This window comes from Nitratireductor sp. B36, from assembly GCF_020833685.1.
GTDB lineage: Bacteria > Pseudomonadota > Alphaproteobacteria > Rhizobiales > Rhizobiaceae > Nitratireductor.
The window spans coordinates 1,207,573-1,222,771 of the sequence record NZ_JACKZY010000001.1 but is presented as its reverse complement, the minus strand read 5'-3'; the positions used below and the strand labels follow the sequence as shown (position 1 = coordinate 1,222,771).

13 protein-coding genes and 1 tRNA gene are annotated in these 15,199 nt (G+C 59.3%); 3 read left to right on the top strand and 11 right to left on the bottom strand.

Annotation, left to right across the window (positions count from 1 at the left end):
• The first annotated feature begins 329 nt into the window (after positions 1 to 329).
• Positions 330 to 539 carry a hypothetical protein gene (locus H7H48_RS05985; RefSeq protein ID WP_229447863.1) on the top strand — a complete coding sequence of 70 codons (210 nt, stop codon included), beginning with the start codon at positions 330 to 332 and terminating at the stop codon, positions 537 to 539.
• Positions 540 to 721: 182 nt separating this feature from the next.
• Here H7H48_RS05985 and H7H48_RS05980 read toward each other — a convergent pair whose 3' ends face one another.
• The 7 genes from H7H48_RS05980 to fumC form a co-directional block, all read right to left on the bottom strand.
• Positions 722 to 1,741 (bottom strand): hypothetical protein, encoded by a 1,020-nt coding sequence (locus tag H7H48_RS05980; RefSeq protein ID WP_229447862.1) that lies wholly within the window; start codon positions 1,739 to 1,741, stop codon positions 722 to 724.
• Between the two features lie 523 nt (positions 1,742 to 2,264).
• Positions 2,265 to 2,341 (bottom strand) — tRNA-Arg (locus tag H7H48_RS05975).
• Positions 2,342 to 2,481: 140 nt separating this feature from the next.
• The gene (locus H7H48_RS05970) at positions 2,482 to 3,936 is read right to left on the bottom strand and encodes a HAMP domain-containing sensor histidine kinase (protein ID WP_229447861.1); all 1,455 of its coding nucleotides are present in this window, start codon (positions 3,934 to 3,936) and stop codon (positions 2,482 to 2,484) included.
• Between the two features lie 59 nt (positions 3,937 to 3,995).
• A complete protein-coding gene (locus tag H7H48_RS05965; protein ID WP_229447860.1) occupies positions 3,996 to 5,420 on the bottom strand; it encodes an NAD(P)/FAD-dependent oxidoreductase in 1,425 nt (474 codons plus the stop codon).
• Positions 5,421 to 5,447: 27 nt separating this feature from the next.
• Complete coding sequence (locus H7H48_RS05960) at positions 5,448 to 6,209, bottom strand: TVP38/TMEM64 family protein (protein WP_229447859.1); 762 nt, start codon at positions 6,207 to 6,209, stop codon at positions 5,448 to 5,450.
• A gap of 211 nt (positions 6,210 to 6,420) precedes the next feature.
• Positions 6,421 to 6,804, bottom strand: coding sequence for a DoxX family protein (locus H7H48_RS05955; RefSeq protein WP_229447858.1), 384 nt, complete (start codon positions 6,802 to 6,804; stop codon positions 6,421 to 6,423).
• Between the two features lie 176 nt (positions 6,805 to 6,980).
• Positions 6,981 to 8,372 carry a class II fumarate hydratase gene (fumC, locus tag H7H48_RS05950; protein WP_229447857.1) on the bottom strand — a complete coding sequence of 464 codons (1,392 nt, stop codon included), beginning with the start codon at positions 8,370 to 8,372 and terminating at the stop codon, positions 6,981 to 6,983.
• Between the two features lie 297 nt (positions 8,373 to 8,669).
• On the opposite strand from fumC, the gene H7H48_RS05945 reads away from it, so the two are divergent.
• Complete coding sequence (locus tag H7H48_RS05945) at positions 8,670 to 9,734, top strand: calcium:proton antiporter (RefSeq protein ID WP_370633327.1); 1,065 nt, start codon at positions 8,670 to 8,672, stop codon at positions 9,732 to 9,734.
• A 77-nt stretch (positions 9,735 to 9,811) separates the two neighbouring features.
• Here H7H48_RS05945 and groL read toward each other — a convergent pair whose 3' ends face one another.
• The 3 genes from groL to H7H48_RS05930 all read right to left on the bottom strand — a co-directional run bounded on the left by groL (position 9,812) and on the right by H7H48_RS05930 (position 12,669).
• Positions 9,812 to 11,455 carry a chaperonin GroEL gene (gene groL / locus H7H48_RS05940; RefSeq protein WP_229447855.1) on the bottom strand — a complete coding sequence of 548 codons (1,644 nt, stop codon included), beginning with the start codon at positions 11,453 to 11,455 and terminating at the stop codon, positions 9,812 to 9,814.
• Between the two features lie 62 nt (positions 11,456 to 11,517).
• Positions 11,518 to 11,814 carry a co-chaperone GroES gene (groES, locus tag H7H48_RS05935; RefSeq protein ID WP_007009707.1) on the bottom strand — a complete coding sequence of 99 codons (297 nt, stop codon included), beginning with the start codon at positions 11,812 to 11,814 and terminating at the stop codon, positions 11,518 to 11,520.
• A 216-nt stretch (positions 11,815 to 12,030) separates the two neighbouring features.
• On the bottom strand, positions 12,031 to 12,669 hold the full coding sequence (locus H7H48_RS05930; RefSeq protein WP_229447854.1) for a DNA-3-methyladenine glycosylase I: 639 nt from the start codon (positions 12,667 to 12,669) through the stop codon (positions 12,031 to 12,033).
• A 272-nt stretch (positions 12,670 to 12,941) separates the two neighbouring features.
• Here H7H48_RS05930 and H7H48_RS05925 point away from each other — a divergent pair, with 272 nt between their 5' ends.
• Positions 12,942 to 13,763, top strand: a complete 822-nt coding sequence (locus H7H48_RS05925; protein ID WP_229447853.1) for a L,D-transpeptidase — start codon at positions 12,942 to 12,944, stop codon at positions 13,761 to 13,763.
• 81 nt (positions 13,764 to 13,844) lie between these two features.
• On the opposite strand, the gene glcF is transcribed toward H7H48_RS05925, so the two are convergent.
• Entirely contained in the window at positions 13,845 to 15,188 is a 1,344-nt protein-coding gene (glcF, locus tag H7H48_RS05920) for a glycolate oxidase subunit GlcF (RefSeq protein ID WP_229447852.1), read from the bottom strand.
• Between the last annotated feature and the right edge of the window lie 11 nt (positions 15,189 to 15,199).

The window sequence follows — 15,199 nt, the reverse complement described above, 5'->3', positions numbered from 1 at the left end:
GCGCTTTCTAATTTCCTCATAAGTGCAGTTTCGTCAAAACTACAACCATAAGACGAAATCAAGCGGACGGGGCAAATGATGCTCTCTCATCAAAACACATTCATGCCGGCTCCTCATGCCGGCGCAACCGCGCCCCCACCGTAACGCGAAGAACAGGAATTCGCTTCACGCCTCTGTGGAGCGACCGCCAAAGCCGGCCCTCCCGCCCCCCGGGTCGGCTTTCTCCCAAAGCCTTGCCTCACTTCCTGGAAGTGCAGGTGAGGCTTTGGGACCCTCCCTGCAATTGGCCCGAGTGTTTTGCGTGACGTGCCGAACTCACCGGAATAGCCGTGCCCGCAGAACCTTTGATCGACCCCGACACCATTCTTCTTCTGCTCGACGAGATGGCCGAGCTCGGATACACGAGTGCGGAAGTGGATATCATGTTGGTGCGGCAGGGGGCCGTGGATCTGGATATCCTCCAGGAATGCAAGAGAAACCACCCTTTTTTTGGCGGGACCTCACGCAGGAAACTGCGCTTTTTCAGCTTGAAACGCTGAGACGCAGGCGCCAGGTTTTTCATCTGTCCGTGAGGTTCTAAAATCGGGTAGCGCCATGCTGCCTGTGACCCATGGCTCTACCGTCTGTCTTGCGCATTGATTGCTCGGGAAGGACGCCGGAAAAAAAATGCGGTCGCGCTTCTTACGTGGCGCGACCGCATTCCTTCTTGTGACCGAGCGGGTCAGTCTTCGGTGCTGTTTGCTGCCACCGTGGCATCTGCCTGGTATTGGGCGAGGGCCCCTTCATAGCCGAACAGTGCGGCGGCGACCCTGGCTGCGGTCGTCTCTGCAAGTGCCGCTTTCGCTGCTGGGCTGAAAGCCTCTTTCACCAGGGAAGAGACCTGGACCTCGCGAGAAGCGGAATTAAGCAAGTGCCAATACACACGCACCTCATCCGCTTCCACCTGAACGCTGGTTAGCAGTTCGAACACCTCACTCTCCGGCCCGTACATGGCCTTGACCCGGGATACGACGGTTTCGAGTTGCTCATGCGGACGCACACCGACGGAACGGATGGCCCGTTCCCGGCCGACGTTCAGCCAAAGCGCATCATTGAGCATTTCTGCGAATTGATTGGCATCAGCAGTCACTTGACTGGTTCTTGCTGTGTCGAGCACCAGCACGGCCGCAGTCCCGCGATTGGCACCGGTTGGTACGTCCAGCCACAGCGGTGTCGTCACTGACAACAACAGGGCAACAGCGGTGACCAGGCCTGCACCGGCGGCCCAGACGCGCCGGCTCGGGAAATGCCGCGAGGCAAGTGCCGCGAACAGATTCGTTGGGCCGCGTTTCTCGAAGATGGGAACATAGGCGCCCAGAGGTATGGATATATGGACCGGATCCGCCCTGCCGGGCCCTTCATAATAATCTCGCAGAGATTTGCGCAATTGTCCCGCAGCGATCCGGACAATCGGATCCACTGTCGCATCGAAACTGGCATCCCTGCCGAAAACGTCTACAGCAATTGTAAACGCCTTGATTCGATCAGCGCGCCCTGCGAGCGTTTCCTCCACCACAAAGCGCAGGAAGCGCCTGTTGCGGTCAGATGCCCGGAACTCCGAATTCTGAAGAAGCGCTTCCAGGACAGCGGCTTTCTCTTCACTGGTTCCGCCTTCCCCTGGTGATGCAACCTGTGGCTCCTCCTTTCCTTCCTGTTTCGAGACCCCGTTCCTGTAGTTTTCAGCTTGGTAATTCTGCAACATTATCTCTCGCTTTTCGCAAGTTTGAAGAGCCGTGGGCTCGGCTGAAGCCGATGCATGCGGCTCTCCCCCATCTGTGTCTTCGTCGTGTACGCAACAGGAGCGCCAGCCGGTCCTTCAGCAGACGACAGACAAGTCCAGAAACTGGATGCCGCCGTTGGAACGCGAAAGAAGCGCGCCGCAATCGCTGGCACGTTCTGCAAAGGCCGATGGCTTTGGCTCGAACAGACAGCACAAGGAACGCAAAACTGATTAGATTTTCGGAGACGATACGGTTATCGCCTACGGGCCAAACAAACATTCAGGTCGGCTTATGAACAAGTAAGCCTCTTGCCCAGAGAAGTGGGCAAGCCACCGCGCGCGGTTGCGTGCGGCTTGTCTTGGACAAACACTTCGTCAGAAGAAGCGGAGTTTTACGGGCATTGCGCCGTGGAAAGGGCAATGTTGCCAATGCGCAGGCTGCCATCTCAAGCAGCACGAAATCGCGACAGCGAATAAAACAGGATCGGCAGGCAGGTGTGAAAAATGGCGCGCCCGAAAGGATTCGAACCTCTGACCCCCAGATTCGTAGTCTGGTGCTCTATCCAGCTGAGCTACGGGCGCGTGGCCGCCTCGGCGACCGTCGAAGCGGTCATCGCCGCCGCCGACCGCGGTTAACTAGCGAGTGCGGCGCAGAATTGCAAGCGCTATTGAAGGAATTTTCTCGATATCTGCACAGACTGCCCTGCCACACTGCCGATGGCTCAGCTCGAAGTCGGTTCTTCGGGAATGCTGATGGCGAAAAGCGTATGCCCCCCAATGCTTTCCACCAGTTCCAATGCCCCGCCATGGGCCCGCACAAGCTCCTGGGCAATCGCCAGGCCAAGCCCCGTTCCGCCGCTTTTGGCAGACCCGCGAAAGGGGGCAAACAGGTTTTCTCGGGCCTTCTGCGGCAGGCCCGGCCCGGTGTCGCTCACATATATGCGCGTGGCGCGATCCGAGCGTTCGGCAGAGATCGTCAGGCGCTTGACCACAGATGGGTCATTGTCTCCAGACATTGCCTGAACGGCATTCCTGCACAGGTTTGAAAGCACGCGGAAAAGATGCTCCGAATCGGCGCTGACCTCGAAATCCGGACTTACCGAATTGGCAAATTCGATCTGGCTTTCGGCTTCAAGCGGCAGAACATTGCGCACCTCTTCGACAAGAGCGTGCAGGCGCAACCGGCGGCGGCTGGGCGGCGCCTCCTGGGTGCGACCGTAGTTCAGAACGCCTTCGGAATAGGTCACGGCCCGGTCCAGTGTACGCAACAGGCGCGGTGTGAGGGTTTTTACGGTCGGATCGTCGATCGTGCTCAACCTGTCGGAGATGAGATGCGCGGAAGCCAGCATGTTGCGCATGTCATGGTTGATTTTGGAAACGGCGAGCCCCAGGTCGGCCAGGCGTTTTTGCTCACCCAGTGTTTTCTGCAGCGCCGTCTGCATGCGTGCGAGCTCACGCTCGGCCACGCCGATTTCGTCGCCGCGCACCTCTGGCCTGATAACGCGGCGCGGATCGTCAGGATTGGCGGCGAAAGACAGCATGGACTGTGTCATGCCGCGGATAGGGCGGATCATGATCCGGTTTATGGCATAGAAGACCAGCGTCGCGGTGAAGAGTGAAATGATCAGCGAGAGAAACGCGACATTGCGCGCATAGGTCAGCATCGCGTTCCTGAGACCTGTATCAGGTATCAGGATCTCAAAAATCTTGCCCGTGTCGCCCACCCTTCCAAAAATGCGGAAAACGCGGTCACCGCCGAAGAATAGGGTGGAGAAGGTTTGGGCAATGGCGGCAGGCGGCGTTATTGCGTCGAGGTCGATGTGCTCGTCCACCTCGGGGGGCATGTCGGTAACGACCAGAATCCGCGAGACGTCGGCATCGCGCACCGCAATCGCCTTCACGCCCGTAGCCATCAGGAGTTCGTCACGGATATCGGGCGCAAGGGCCTCGTCCTCCCCTTCCATGAGTATGATGCTGACAGCGGCTGCGTTTTCCAGCCGCTGTTGCATCCACTGCATGCCAAAGTTGGCCACCGAAGGAATGAAAATCAGCACTTCGGCGATCATCACAAAAAGGACGGTCAGGAGCAGAAGCTTGGTCGAAAGTCCGCGCGTGAGCGGAACGGAGCCCGTCTCATGCGCTTGTTCGCTGATGTCGCCCGCTATTTTTTCTGCCATCGTTCAGCGTTATCCGGGGCCGCTTCCGGCTGTTGTTCTCACGCAGCCCAAAGCATGCATTAGCCGAAACGGCGCAGAAACCGCACCACCGCGCGGACCAGAGGCTTGCGTGTCGCTTCCGTGAAATACGTGATCGCGGCCCGTTTGCCAATCTCGGTCATGGTCGGGTAGGGCGCCACGTACCCGGCGATATCACGCACACCGAGTTTTCGGGAGATCGCAAGCGCCCAGAAATTGATCATTTCGCCAGCATGGGCGCCCACGATGGATGCGCCGAGAATGCGGCCTTTTCGATCGGTGACAAGCTTGATCAGACCCTCTGTCTTTCGTTCTGCCTGGGCGCGATCGTTCTCCGAGTACGGCCAGCGCAGAATGCTGATCTTGCGGTGGCTTTTGCGTGCGTCATCCTCAGTCAGTCCCACGTGAGCGATCTCGGGGTCGGTGTAGGTGGCCCAGGGTATGATGGCGCGGTTCTCGCGCGCAGGGAGACGAAAGAGCAGGGCGCGGATCACCAGTCCGGCGTGATAGCCGGCCACATGGGTAAACTGAAGACCGCCGGCCACGTCACCAATCGCGTAGACGCGTCGATTGCTGGTACGCAGCTTGTCGGAAACCTTGATGCCGCGCCGGTCGTGCTGGATTCCGGCCCTGTCGAGCTCCAGCGATGCGGTATTGGGCGTGCGGCCCGTGGCGATCAGAAGGTGGGAGCCCTCGATGCTGCGGGTCCCTTCGGCGTCTTCCACGTGAACACGCACGCCTGCACGGCCACGCTTTTCCACCCGTGTTACCTTTGTGTGCTCGAGCACATTCACCCCGTCGGAGCGAATGTTTCGCAGCGCCACGGCGGTCAGTTCGGGGTCGTCTTTGCCCAGGGCGGCGAGCGCTTCCACAACCGTCACCTCGCAGCCCAGGCGACGGTGCGCCTGCGCCAGTTCCATGCCGATTGGGCCGCCGCCGACCACGATCAGATGAGCGGGTTTGCGGGTCTGGGAAAAAATTGTTTCATTGGTGAGGAATGGTACATCCTCAAGGCCAGGTATCGGCGGGATGAGCGGCGATGACCCGGTCGCTATGACAAAGCGGCGGGCGCGGATTTCGTGATCGCCGGCAATCACCGTCCGATGATCCTTGAAACGTGCTTCTTCCTGGATGACCTGCACGCCAAGCGCGGTAAAGCGTTCGACCGAATCATTGGGTGCTATAGCGGCGATGGTCGCCTCAACATGGTTCATAACCTTTCGGTAATTGACCTCTGCTTCGACCGGAGCGATGCCGAAGGGCTCACCGCTTTTCATCAGGTGGGCTTGCTTGCCGGCGGCGATCAGCGCCTTGGAGGGCACGCAACCGTAATTGAGGCAGTCGCCGCCCATCTTGCCGCGCTCGACCAGCACGACGGAAACACCGAAGGCGGCCGCGGCGGCTGCGACGCTCAGGCCGCCGGAGCCTGCCCCAATGACGCAAATGTCGGGAGTGAAAAGTGTCATACAGGCAATCTCTTGTTTGTTCGAAAATCAGGCGTCGGGCGTGCGGCGTAGCTTCTTCACAGCGACTGGAACCACCGCCACAAGCGCCAGGGCGGCGAAAGCCAGGGTGAGTTGGGGCGTCACCAGATCGGCCAGCGCCACCTCGCGGCCCGCTTCAGAAGCAGCAACCAGAACGCTGTCCAGCCCATGGCCCAGATAAGCATAGGCAAAGGTGCCTGGTAAAATGCCCAGAAAGGTGGCTGTTGCATAGGTGCGCAACGGTACATTGAACAGTGCCGGCGCGATGTTGACGACCCAGAAGGGGAAAATGGGGGCGAGCCGCAGCACCAGGAGATAGTTGAAGGCATCCTCCTCGAACCCTTTCGCCATACGCGACACGCGTCCGCCGATCTTCTGCGTCAAAACATCCGAAAGTGCGCCCCGGGCGGCCAGAAAGACGGCCGAAGCACCGGCAGTGGCTGCAACAGCCACGAGGATTCCGCCAAGAAGCCACCCGAAAAGGAAGCCAGCAAAAAGCGTCAGTACGGATGCGGCGGGAAAGGAAAAGGCGACGGCAAGAGCATACAGAACACTGAATGCGATAGGAGCAAGGATTGGATTCTCCGCAACGAAGCTTCTTAAGGTGCCGCGGCTCTGGGAGAGAAACTCCAGGGAAAAATACTGATGTAACCCAAGCAGATATCCAATCGTAAGGCCTGCAAGCAGGACGATCAGCGGGAGGAAACGCTTCCCAGGCGAGCGGGTGGTGGTTTTGGCACCGTTGTTTTCGAGCGTTTGCATCCGCGTCATCTTTCAGGTCTTCGCGACCAAAAGTCCACTATTGCCGGGTCGCGGCCCGTAAATGCGCGTTAAGACCCGCCGGTGCAACGAAAGAAGCACGGTCTCACTGCCTTTTGAGGTCAGGCCACGCCCACCTCACCGATCTGTGAAGCCCTCCTGGATTGTGGGATACAAAAAAAGCCCGGCTTGTGCCGGGCTCTCTGTCGTCGTGAGGCGCGTGTCAGACTTTGGCACGTTCCAGAGAGAGCGCTCCTGGCCCGAAAGCAGCAAGCACGAGAAGGCCGCCGGCCATAGAAAGATTTTTCATGAACATGATGCTCTGCATCTGATCTGCAAAATCGAAATGAGCGATGACGCCGGAAGCGACGCTGAACAGCGCGAGGAGGATGGCCGCGATGCGCGTTTGAAACCCGACGACGATGGCAAGCCCTCCGACGAGTTCAAGCAGTGCGACGACCCACGCGGTGATCATGGGCATCGGCAAGCCCATGCTGCCAAAATAGCCTGCTGTACCACCGATATTTGTGATCTTTCCGAAACCGGAGACGATGAAGATGACCGCAATCAGAATCCGGCCAATAAGAACGAGTGCACTCTGGGACATTGCTGGGGTTTCCTGTGAGAGTTAAATGACTTCGGTCAGGGTTATACGTCAGCGGATTGTGTAGAAAAACTGGCCCGTCGGTTACGCTGTGTTCTCAAAATGGACGACAATAAGGTGGAGCAGGGAGTCTGAAGCCAGGCTGGCTTCAGACCGGTATGGTTCATGAGGCTTGATGATCAGGCCGGAGCGATCATTTTTTCCGGACGCACAAGCCGGTCATACTCTTCTTCGGAAACCAGGCCGCTCTTGAGTGCTTCCTCGCGCAGCGTGGTGCCGTTCTTGTGTGCGGCCTTGGCGATGGCCGCCGCGTTGTCATAGCCGATTGCCGGCGCGAGCGCGGTCACCAGCATGAGCGAGCGCTGCATCAGGTCGGCGATGCGGGTCTCGTCGGCTTCGATGCCCTTGACGCAATTGTCGGCGAAGGAGCGCATCGCATCGGTGAGGATGCGGATCGACTGCAGAACGGCATCGGCCACAACCGGCTTGAACACGTTGAGCTCGAAGTGGCCCTGGCTGGCGGCGATGCTGACGGTCGTCTGGTTGCCCATAACCTGGGTGGCCACCATGGTCAGCGCCTCAGCCTGCGTCGGATTCACCTTACCCGGCATGATGGAAGAACCCGGCTCGTTTTCCGGCAGCTTCAGTTCGCCAAGGCCCGAGCGCGGGCCGGAGCCAAGGAAGCGGATGTCGTTGGCGATCTTGAAGAGATCGGCGGCGAGTGCGTTCAGCATTCCGTGGAAGGCGTTCAGCGCGCCATGGCTTGCAAGCGCCTCGAACTTGTTTTCGGCGGTGCGGAAGGGGAGGCCGGTAATGGTCGCGACCTTGGCTGCGAACGCCCTGTCGAAACCGACCGGCGCGTTGAGGCCCGTCCCGACCGCGGTGCCGCCCTGTGCCAGCGCGTAGACATCATTGAGGCTCTCCTCTATGCGCCGGGCGCCCAGTTTGAGGGCCGCAACATAGCCTGAAAATTCCTGCCCCAGCGTGAGCGGGGTGGCATCCTGCGTGTGGGTGCGGCCGATCTTGACGATACCGTCGAAAGCCTGGACTTTCTCTTCGAGCGCTTCGATCAGATATTGCAGCGCCGGCAGAAGCTCTTCTGCCGCCTCGCGGCCGGCGGCGATATGCATGGCGGTAGGGAAAGTGTCGTTCGAGGACTGCCCCATATTGACATGATCATTCGGGTGGACCGGCTTCTTGGAACCCATCTCTCCGCCCAGAATTTCGATGGCGCGATTGGAAATTACCTCATTGACGTTCATGTTGGACTGGGTGCCGGAACCGGTCTGCCAGACGGACAGCGGAAAGTGATCGTCGAGCTTTCCGGCAACGACTTCCTTGGCCGCCTCAATCATGGCTTCGCCAATCTTCTGATCGAGCTTCCCATTTTCGAGGTTCGTCTCTGCCGCGGCCTGCTTGACGATGCCGAGCGCGCGCACCAGGGGGATAGGCATCTTCTCTGTACCGATCTTGAAATTGCCCAGAGACCGTTGTGTCTGCGCGCCCCAATAGCGGTCGGCGGCGACTTCCAGAGGGCCGAATGTGTCTGTCTCGGTGCGGGTCTTGGACATGCGATCGTGCTCCATTGTCATTTCGCGCATCGGGCGGTTAGGTGGCTTGTAAAAGGCTTGCATCTACTGCCCGAAAAGTGCTGCCGTTTAATGGCGCGGGCGGAGGGATTTGGCAATAGGTCGCGCCTCATGGCGTTGGACGCGCAGGTACGCGCGAAAAACTGTTCATTGCACTTCTTTCCGGCATTGAATTATCACAAGCGGCATGGAGTGCCGTCTGGCATCGGTTCAACCATTCGACGAAAACTGCATTTCCGGGGGGTAAGCGTGTTCAAAGGTTTGGCAAAAGCACAGGCGATGCGGACCGCAGGCCCCCCGTTCGCCGCGGCAGTGTTGATCGCAGCAGAACATTTCGGCCTCGTACAAGAAACCGACATGCTCTTTTCTGCGCTGGCCGGATTGTTTCTCGTGGCGACCGTGTTTTCATCGGTGCATTTCGCCGAGGTGATATCCATGCGTATAGGCCAGCCCTTCGGCTCGGTCCTGCTCGCAATCGCCGTCACCGTGATCGAGGCTTCCCTCATCATTTCGATGATGCTCTCGCCATCGGAAGGGGATCCGACGGTGGCACGAGACACGGTATTTTCCACGGTCATGCTGGTTCTGAACGGCGTTGTCGGTCTTTGCCTGCTCGCCGGAGGGCTACGTCATCATCAGCAATCTTTTCAAAGCCAGGGTGCCGTGGCTGCTTTCAGTGTACTCGGGACGCTTGCAACGCTGACGCTGATTCTGCCCAATTTCACCCTGGCGGTTGAGGGGCCATATTATTCAACTGTGCAACTGATCTTCGTGACGGTCGTCTCGCTTTCGCTCTACGGCGTGTTTCTGTTTGTCCAGACTGTGCGACACCGGGGTGACTTTCTCGACATTGCGACGGCAGACGCTGCTTCCCATCAAAAGCCTGGCGGTGGAGAAACCGCCTGGGCCGGTCTGATGCTGGCCATTTCGCTGTTGATGGTCATTGTTCTGGCCGAGGCCCTGGCTCCCGGTATCGAGGAGGGGGTATCGGCGTTGGGACTGGCAGAGTCCTTTGTCGGGCTGGTCATTGCCGCCGTGGTGCTGTTGCCTGAGGGTGTGACGGCGCTGCGCGCTGCTGCATCGAACAGGCTTCAAACGAGCATGAATGTGGCAACCGGTTCTGCGTTGGCCAGCATTGGTCTTTCGATCCCGACGATCGCCATTGCCTCGCTTATCCTCGGCGAGCCGATCACGCTTGGGCTCGACCCGGAGCACATTGTATTGCTGGTCCTGTCTTTGTTCGTAGGCATGCTGACCTTGGCCACGGGGCGCACCACCATCATGCAGGGGGCTGTGCACCTCGTCGTGTTCTTCTGTTTTCTGCTTCTGGCGGCTGTGCCGTAACGAGGCTGGATATCAACCCATGAAAAAGGGCGCTCCCGAAAGGAGCGCCCTCAATTTTCAAGCGATGTGTGGCTGGCTTAGAAGCCCATGCCACCCATACCGCCCATGCCACCCATGTCGGGAGCACCGGCCGGAGCGTCCTTCTTCGGCAGCTCGGCGACCATGGCTTCGGTGGTGACGAGCAGGCCGGCAACGGAAGCCGCATCCTGCAGCGCGGTACGCACGACCTTCATCGGGTCGACGATGCCCATGGCGATCATGTCGCCATACTCACCGGTCTGGGCGTTGTAGCCGAAGGTGACACCCTCGTTCTCGAGGATCTTGCCGGCAACGATGGAAGCCTCGGCGCCAGCATTCGTGGCGATCTGGCGTACCGGAGCCTGAACGGCGCGGCGGATGATGTTGATGCCGGCGTCCTGATCGGCATTGTCACCCTTCGCCTTGATCTGGGCGGAAGCGCGCAGAAGAGCCGTACCACCACCAGGAACGATGCCTTCTTCAACAGCAGCGCGGGTCGCGTTCAGAGCGTCGTCGACGCGGTCCTTGCGCTCCTTCACTTCCACTTCGGTGGAGCCACCGACGCGGATCACGGCAACGCCGCCAGCGAGCTTGGCAAGGCGCTCCTGCAGCTTCTCGCGGTCGTAATCGGAAGAGGTCTCTTCGATCTGCTGCTTGATCTGGGCAACGCGGCCCTCGATCTCGGACTTCTGACCGGCACCGTCGACGATGGTCGTGTTCTCCTTGGAGATCGCAACCTTCTTGGCACGGCCCAGCATGTCGAGCGTGACATTCTCAAGCTTGATGCCGAGGTCTTCGGAGATGACCTGGCCGCCGGTGAGGATCGCGATGTCCTCGAGCATGGCCTTGCGGCGGTCGCCGAAGCCCGGAGCCTTGACGGCAGCGATCTTCAGACCACCGCGCAGCTTGTTGACGACGAGCGTGGCCAGAGCCTCACCTTCCACGTCCTCGGCAATGATGAGGAGCGGCTTGGAGGACTGAACGACCGATTCCAGAACCGGCAGCATGGCCTGCAGGTTGGAGAGCTTCTTCTCGTGGAGCAGGATGTATGCGTCCTCGAGCTCGGCAACCATCTTCTCCGGGTTCGTCACGAAGTAGGGGGAGAGGTAGCCGCGGTCGAACTGCATGCCCTCGACCACTTCGAGCTCGGTCTCGGCGGTCTTGGCTTCCTCGACGGTGATGACACCCTCGTTGCCGACCTTCTGCATGGCTTCGGCGATCATCTCGCCGATTTCCTTCTCGCCATTGGCGGAGATGGTGCCAACCTGGGCAACCTCTGCAGAGGTGTTGATCTTCTTGGTGGAGGAGGCGAGGTACTCGACGACGTCAGCAACTGCCTTGTCGATACCGCGCTTCAGGTCCATCGGGTTCATGCCGGCGGCAACTGCCTTGGCGCCTTCCTGAACGATAGCCTGTGCCAGAACGGTGGCGGTGGTGGTGCCGTCACCGGCAATGTCGTTGGTCTTGGAAGCGACCTCACGCACCATCTGTGCGCCCATGTTTTCGAACTTGTCCTCAAGCTCGATTTCCTTGGCAACCGTCACACCGTCCTTGGTGATGCGCGGTGCGCCGAAGGACTTGTCGATGACGACGTTGCGGCCTTTCGGGCCGAGGGTCACCTTCACCGCATCGGCGAGGATGTTCACACCCTTGAGCATGCGCTCACGTGCGTCGCGGGAGAATTTTACGTCTTTTGCAGCCATATTTCTCTAGCTCCTGAGCTTCTTCGAGAAACTCTGTTACCGTTTTGATGTGGTGGCGTGGATCAGCCGATAACGCCCATGATGTCGGATTCCTTCATGATCAGGAGATCCTCACCATTGAGCTTGACTTCGGTGCCCGACCACTTGCCGAAGAGCACGCGGTCGCCAGCCTTGACGTCCAGCGGGACAAGCTTGCCTGCCTCGTCGCGCGCGCCGGAACCGACTGCAACGATTTCGCCTTCCTGCGGCTTCTCCTTGGCGGTGTCGGGAATGATGATGCCACCTGCCGTCTTTTCTTCAGACTCGACCCGGCGGACGACCACACGGTCATGAAGCGGGCGAAAGTTCGTGTTGGCCATGTTCTCTGAACCCTTGATTCGGATGATGAATTAGGCTTTTCCTCCGTCCGGCTTGCGCCGGACCTGTCGTTAGCACTCACTTGAGGAGAGTGCTAACGCGGCTTTGAGATAGTAAGCGCCCTTTTCGGAGTCAAGATTTTCGTGCAGGGAACAGCGCACAATTTTCAGGCGCACTGATCGATTTTCCCTCAAGGTTGATGAAAAGACGCTCCAGCGTCACGCCGGTCTTATGAAAGTCTGCCGCTTCGTTTCAACCTCGGCGCGGCAACAGCAGCCCTCGATATGGTCGTTGACGAGACCCATTGCCTGCATGAAGGCATAGACAGTCGTGGGCCCTACGAAAGACCAGCCCCGCTTCTTCAGGTCTTTGGAAATGCGGGTGGATATGGCGGTGGTCGGGTTGGCCGTCAGCGTCTTGTAGTCGACGGGATCCGGGCGCTCGTGCGGTTGCGGCTCGTGGCGCCAGAAATAGCGCGCGAGCGATCCTTCCTGTTCGCACAATTCGATTGCGCGTTGCGCGTTGTTGATGGTGGAGCGAATTTTGCCCGCATGGCGCACAATTCCCGCGTTGCCGAGTAGGCGCTCCACATCCGTTTCGGAAAATCGCGCCACGCGCTCGAAATCAAAACCGTCGAAAGCCTCGCGAAAATTCTCTCGCTTGCGCAGGATGGTCAACCAGGAAAGCCCCGACTGAAATCCCTCCAGGCAGATCTTCTCGAAAAGCCGGTGATCGTCGGAAACCGGGTGACCCCATTCATCGTCGTGATAGTCGAGATAATCCGGCAGGGCACCAGGCCAGAAACAGCGGGTCTTTCCATCGGAGCCCACGATCAGTCCGGTTTTTTCTTCGCTCATATGTCCAAATTTCCTTGGTTAATGTGAAATCAGCCGGATTTAGCGATATGTTCACCAGCTTTTTGAACGCACCGGTAACCACGCTAAATGGTTTTTTTGAAACATCGCATTTTACGAATGCTGATTCACCATTCGGTTGCAGCTTGGAGTCAGCATCCTGACACGGACAGGCGCCTAGGCTGCGTTTGCCCTTCGCCGCCACCCGTTCTTGATCCGATCTCGAGAACGTTTGGTCTGTTTGATCTGTGACGAATGGTAGAGAGAAGTTTATCATGAAGTCGATGTTGTTTGCGGCCGGCATTGTGACCGCGCTGCTGTCTTCCTGGGGGGCGCAGGCCCAGGATCGATATGTGGAACCACCACCGGTTCTCGTCAGTCCTGACCTTTCCGCTCCCTGGGTGATGCAGTTGCGCCGCGCGCCGGTCGTGGCGCAGCATCGCACTGAACAGCCTTCGGAATACCGGGCCTACCAACGCGCCCGCAATGCGCGGGAACGCAACAGCGCGCGTCGGGACTATCGGCCGCGTCATCAGATGCCGCCCCGTCCAGCGCCACAGGCAGAGCCTGTACAGAGGGCATCGTTCATTCCACGCGCAACCGAGCCGTTCCCTTTGAACGACCGCTCCTGGCGGATGAGTGATCCAAAATGGCTCCCGCAGGTCGTTGACTATGAGACCGATCAGGCTCCTGGGACAATTATTGTCGATACACGGCAGCGTTTCCTGTTCCTGGTGATGAAAGGCGGCAAGGCTAAGCGCTACGGTGTCGGCGTCGGTAAGGAAGGTTTTGGCTGGAGCGGGGAAGAAAAGATCACCAACAAGCGCAAATGGCCGGCCTGGCACCCGCCTGAGGAAATGATCGAGCGCGAGAAAGCAAAGGGCCGCATCCTGCCGGTAAAAATGGAGGGTGGTCCGGCCAATCCTCTTGGCGCGCGCGCGCTGTACCTTGGATCGACACTCTACCGTATCCACGGCACGAATGCGCCCTGGACCATCGGTCGTGCGGTGTCTTCCGGATGCATCCGTATGCGCAATGAAGATGTGGTTGATCTTTATAATCGCGTCCCGGTCGGCACCAAAGTGGTGGTGAAGTGACCGGATGAGCGGGGGATGCCCGGCAGGGGGACCGCTGGGCAAACGGAGAAGGGCGATGCTTGGGGGAGCATCGCCCTTTTCTCATTCTGCAGCAACCATCGCCGATTCCTGCCGTTTGCGTGTTTCCAGGGTCTTGGGCAGAGCGGCAGGCTTCGGCCCACCAAAAGCCCAGTCAAGCAGCTCTACCGTATGCACGATCGGGGTGTCCGTACCTGAGCCGATCTGAGTTATGCAGCCGATGTTGCCGGTGGCGATGACGGCTGCTTCCGTGGCCTCGATGTTTTTCACCTTGCGGTCGCGCAGGCGTGTTGCGATTTCCGGCTGAAGAATATTGTAAGTTCCGGCCGAACCGCAGCACAGATGCCCCTCACGCGGTTCACGCACCACAAAACCGGCCTTACGCAGAAGTTCGCGCGGCTCGCGGCTGATCTTCTGTCCGTGCTGCATCGAACAGGCGGAGTGGTAGGCAACGGTGATGCCCGGCTCGACAACCGGCTCCGGCAGATCGAGCATTGTGAGATACTCAGTGATGTCCTTGGCAAGTGCAGCCACCCGGGCCGCCTTCTCGGCGTATTCGGGATCAAGCCGCAGCATGTGGCCATAATCCTTGACCGTCGTGCCGCATCCCGAAGCGGTGATGATGATGGCGTCCAGCCCGCCACCCTCGATTTCGTGGGTCCAGGCATCCACATTGCGCCGTGCCGCGTCCAGAGCCGCATCTTCCTTGCCCATATGGTGCACCAGTGCCCCGCAGCAGCCTTCACCTGTCGGGTTCTGCACGGTTTCAACTCCAAGCCGTGTCAGGAGCCGAACCGTGGCGGCATTGATGCCCGGATCGAGCACGGATTGGGCACAGCCCGTCAGAATGGCGACGCGACCTTGCTTTTCACCCCTAAAGGCACTGTGTTGCTCTGAGCGCGGGGGCAGAGTTGCCGGCGCGAGGTCGAGCATGGCTGCCACAGGACGCAAGGCTGGAATTTTGCGGAACAGGCCCGCGAAGGGGCGACCGATGCGTGCGAGTTTCAACGCAGTTCGAAAGCGTGCCGGATAAGGCAGGACCTGCGCGAGCACGAAGCGCGTCAGCCTGTCCAGAAGAGGTCTGTGATAAGTTTTTTCGATATGCGCGCGGGCGTGATCGACGAGATGCATGTAGTTCACGCCCGAAGGACATGTAGTCATGCAGGCAAGGCACGACAGGCAGCGGTCGACATGGGTAACGATTTCCCGGTCGGCCGGTCTGCCATTCTCCAGCATGTCCTTGATGAGGTAAATGCGCCCGCGCGGGCTGTCGAGCTCGTTGCCGAGCGTGACATAGGTCGGGCAGGTGGCCGTGCAGAAGCCGCAATGCACGCATTTGCGCAAGATCGATTCCGCCTCCGCTATCTGCGGGTCGGAAAGCTGCTCTGGAGTGAAATTGGTCTGCACGGCGCCTCTGC

What these genes read in the sequence shown, in the direction of transcription:
- H7H48_RS05980 (WP_229447862.1), bottom strand. Translation starts at nt 1,741, where the DNA reads ATGTTGCAGAATTACCAAGCTGAAAACTACAGGAACGGGGTCTCGAAA.
- H7H48_RS05970 (WP_229447861.1), bottom strand. Translation starts at nt 3,936, where the DNA reads ATGGCAGAAAAAATAGCGGGCGACATCAGCGAACAAGCGCATGAGACG.
- H7H48_RS05965 (WP_229447860.1), bottom strand. Translation starts at nt 5,420, where the DNA reads ATGACACTTTTCACTCCCGACATTTGCGTCATTGGGGCAGGCTCCGGC.
- H7H48_RS05960 (WP_229447859.1), bottom strand. Translation starts at nt 6,209, where the DNA reads ATGACGCGGATGCAAACGCTCGAAAACAACGGTGCCAAAACCACCACC.
- H7H48_RS05955 (WP_229447858.1), bottom strand. Translation starts at nt 6,804, where the DNA reads ATGTCCCAGAGTGCACTCGTTCTTATTGGCCGGATTCTGATTGCGGTC.
- fumC (WP_229447857.1), bottom strand. Translation starts at nt 8,372, where the DNA reads ATGTCCAAGACCCGCACCGAGACAGACACATTCGGCCCTCTGGAAGTC.
- H7H48_RS05945 (WP_370633327.1), top strand. Translation starts at nt 8,670, where the DNA reads ATGCGGACCGCAGGCCCCCCGTTCGCCGCGGCAGTGTTGATCGCAGCA.
- groL (WP_229447855.1), bottom strand. Translation starts at nt 11,455, where the DNA reads ATGGCTGCAAAAGACGTAAAATTCTCCCGCGACGCACGTGAGCGCATG.
- groES (WP_007009707.1), bottom strand. Translation starts at nt 11,814, where the DNA reads ATGGCCAACACGAACTTTCGCCCGCTTCATGACCGTGTGGTCGTCCGC.
- H7H48_RS05930 (WP_229447854.1), bottom strand. Translation starts at nt 12,669, where the DNA reads ATGAGCGAAGAAAAAACCGGACTGATCGTGGGCTCCGATGGAAAGACC.
- H7H48_RS05925 (WP_229447853.1), top strand. Translation starts at nt 12,942, where the DNA reads ATGAAGTCGATGTTGTTTGCGGCCGGCATTGTGACCGCGCTGCTGTCT.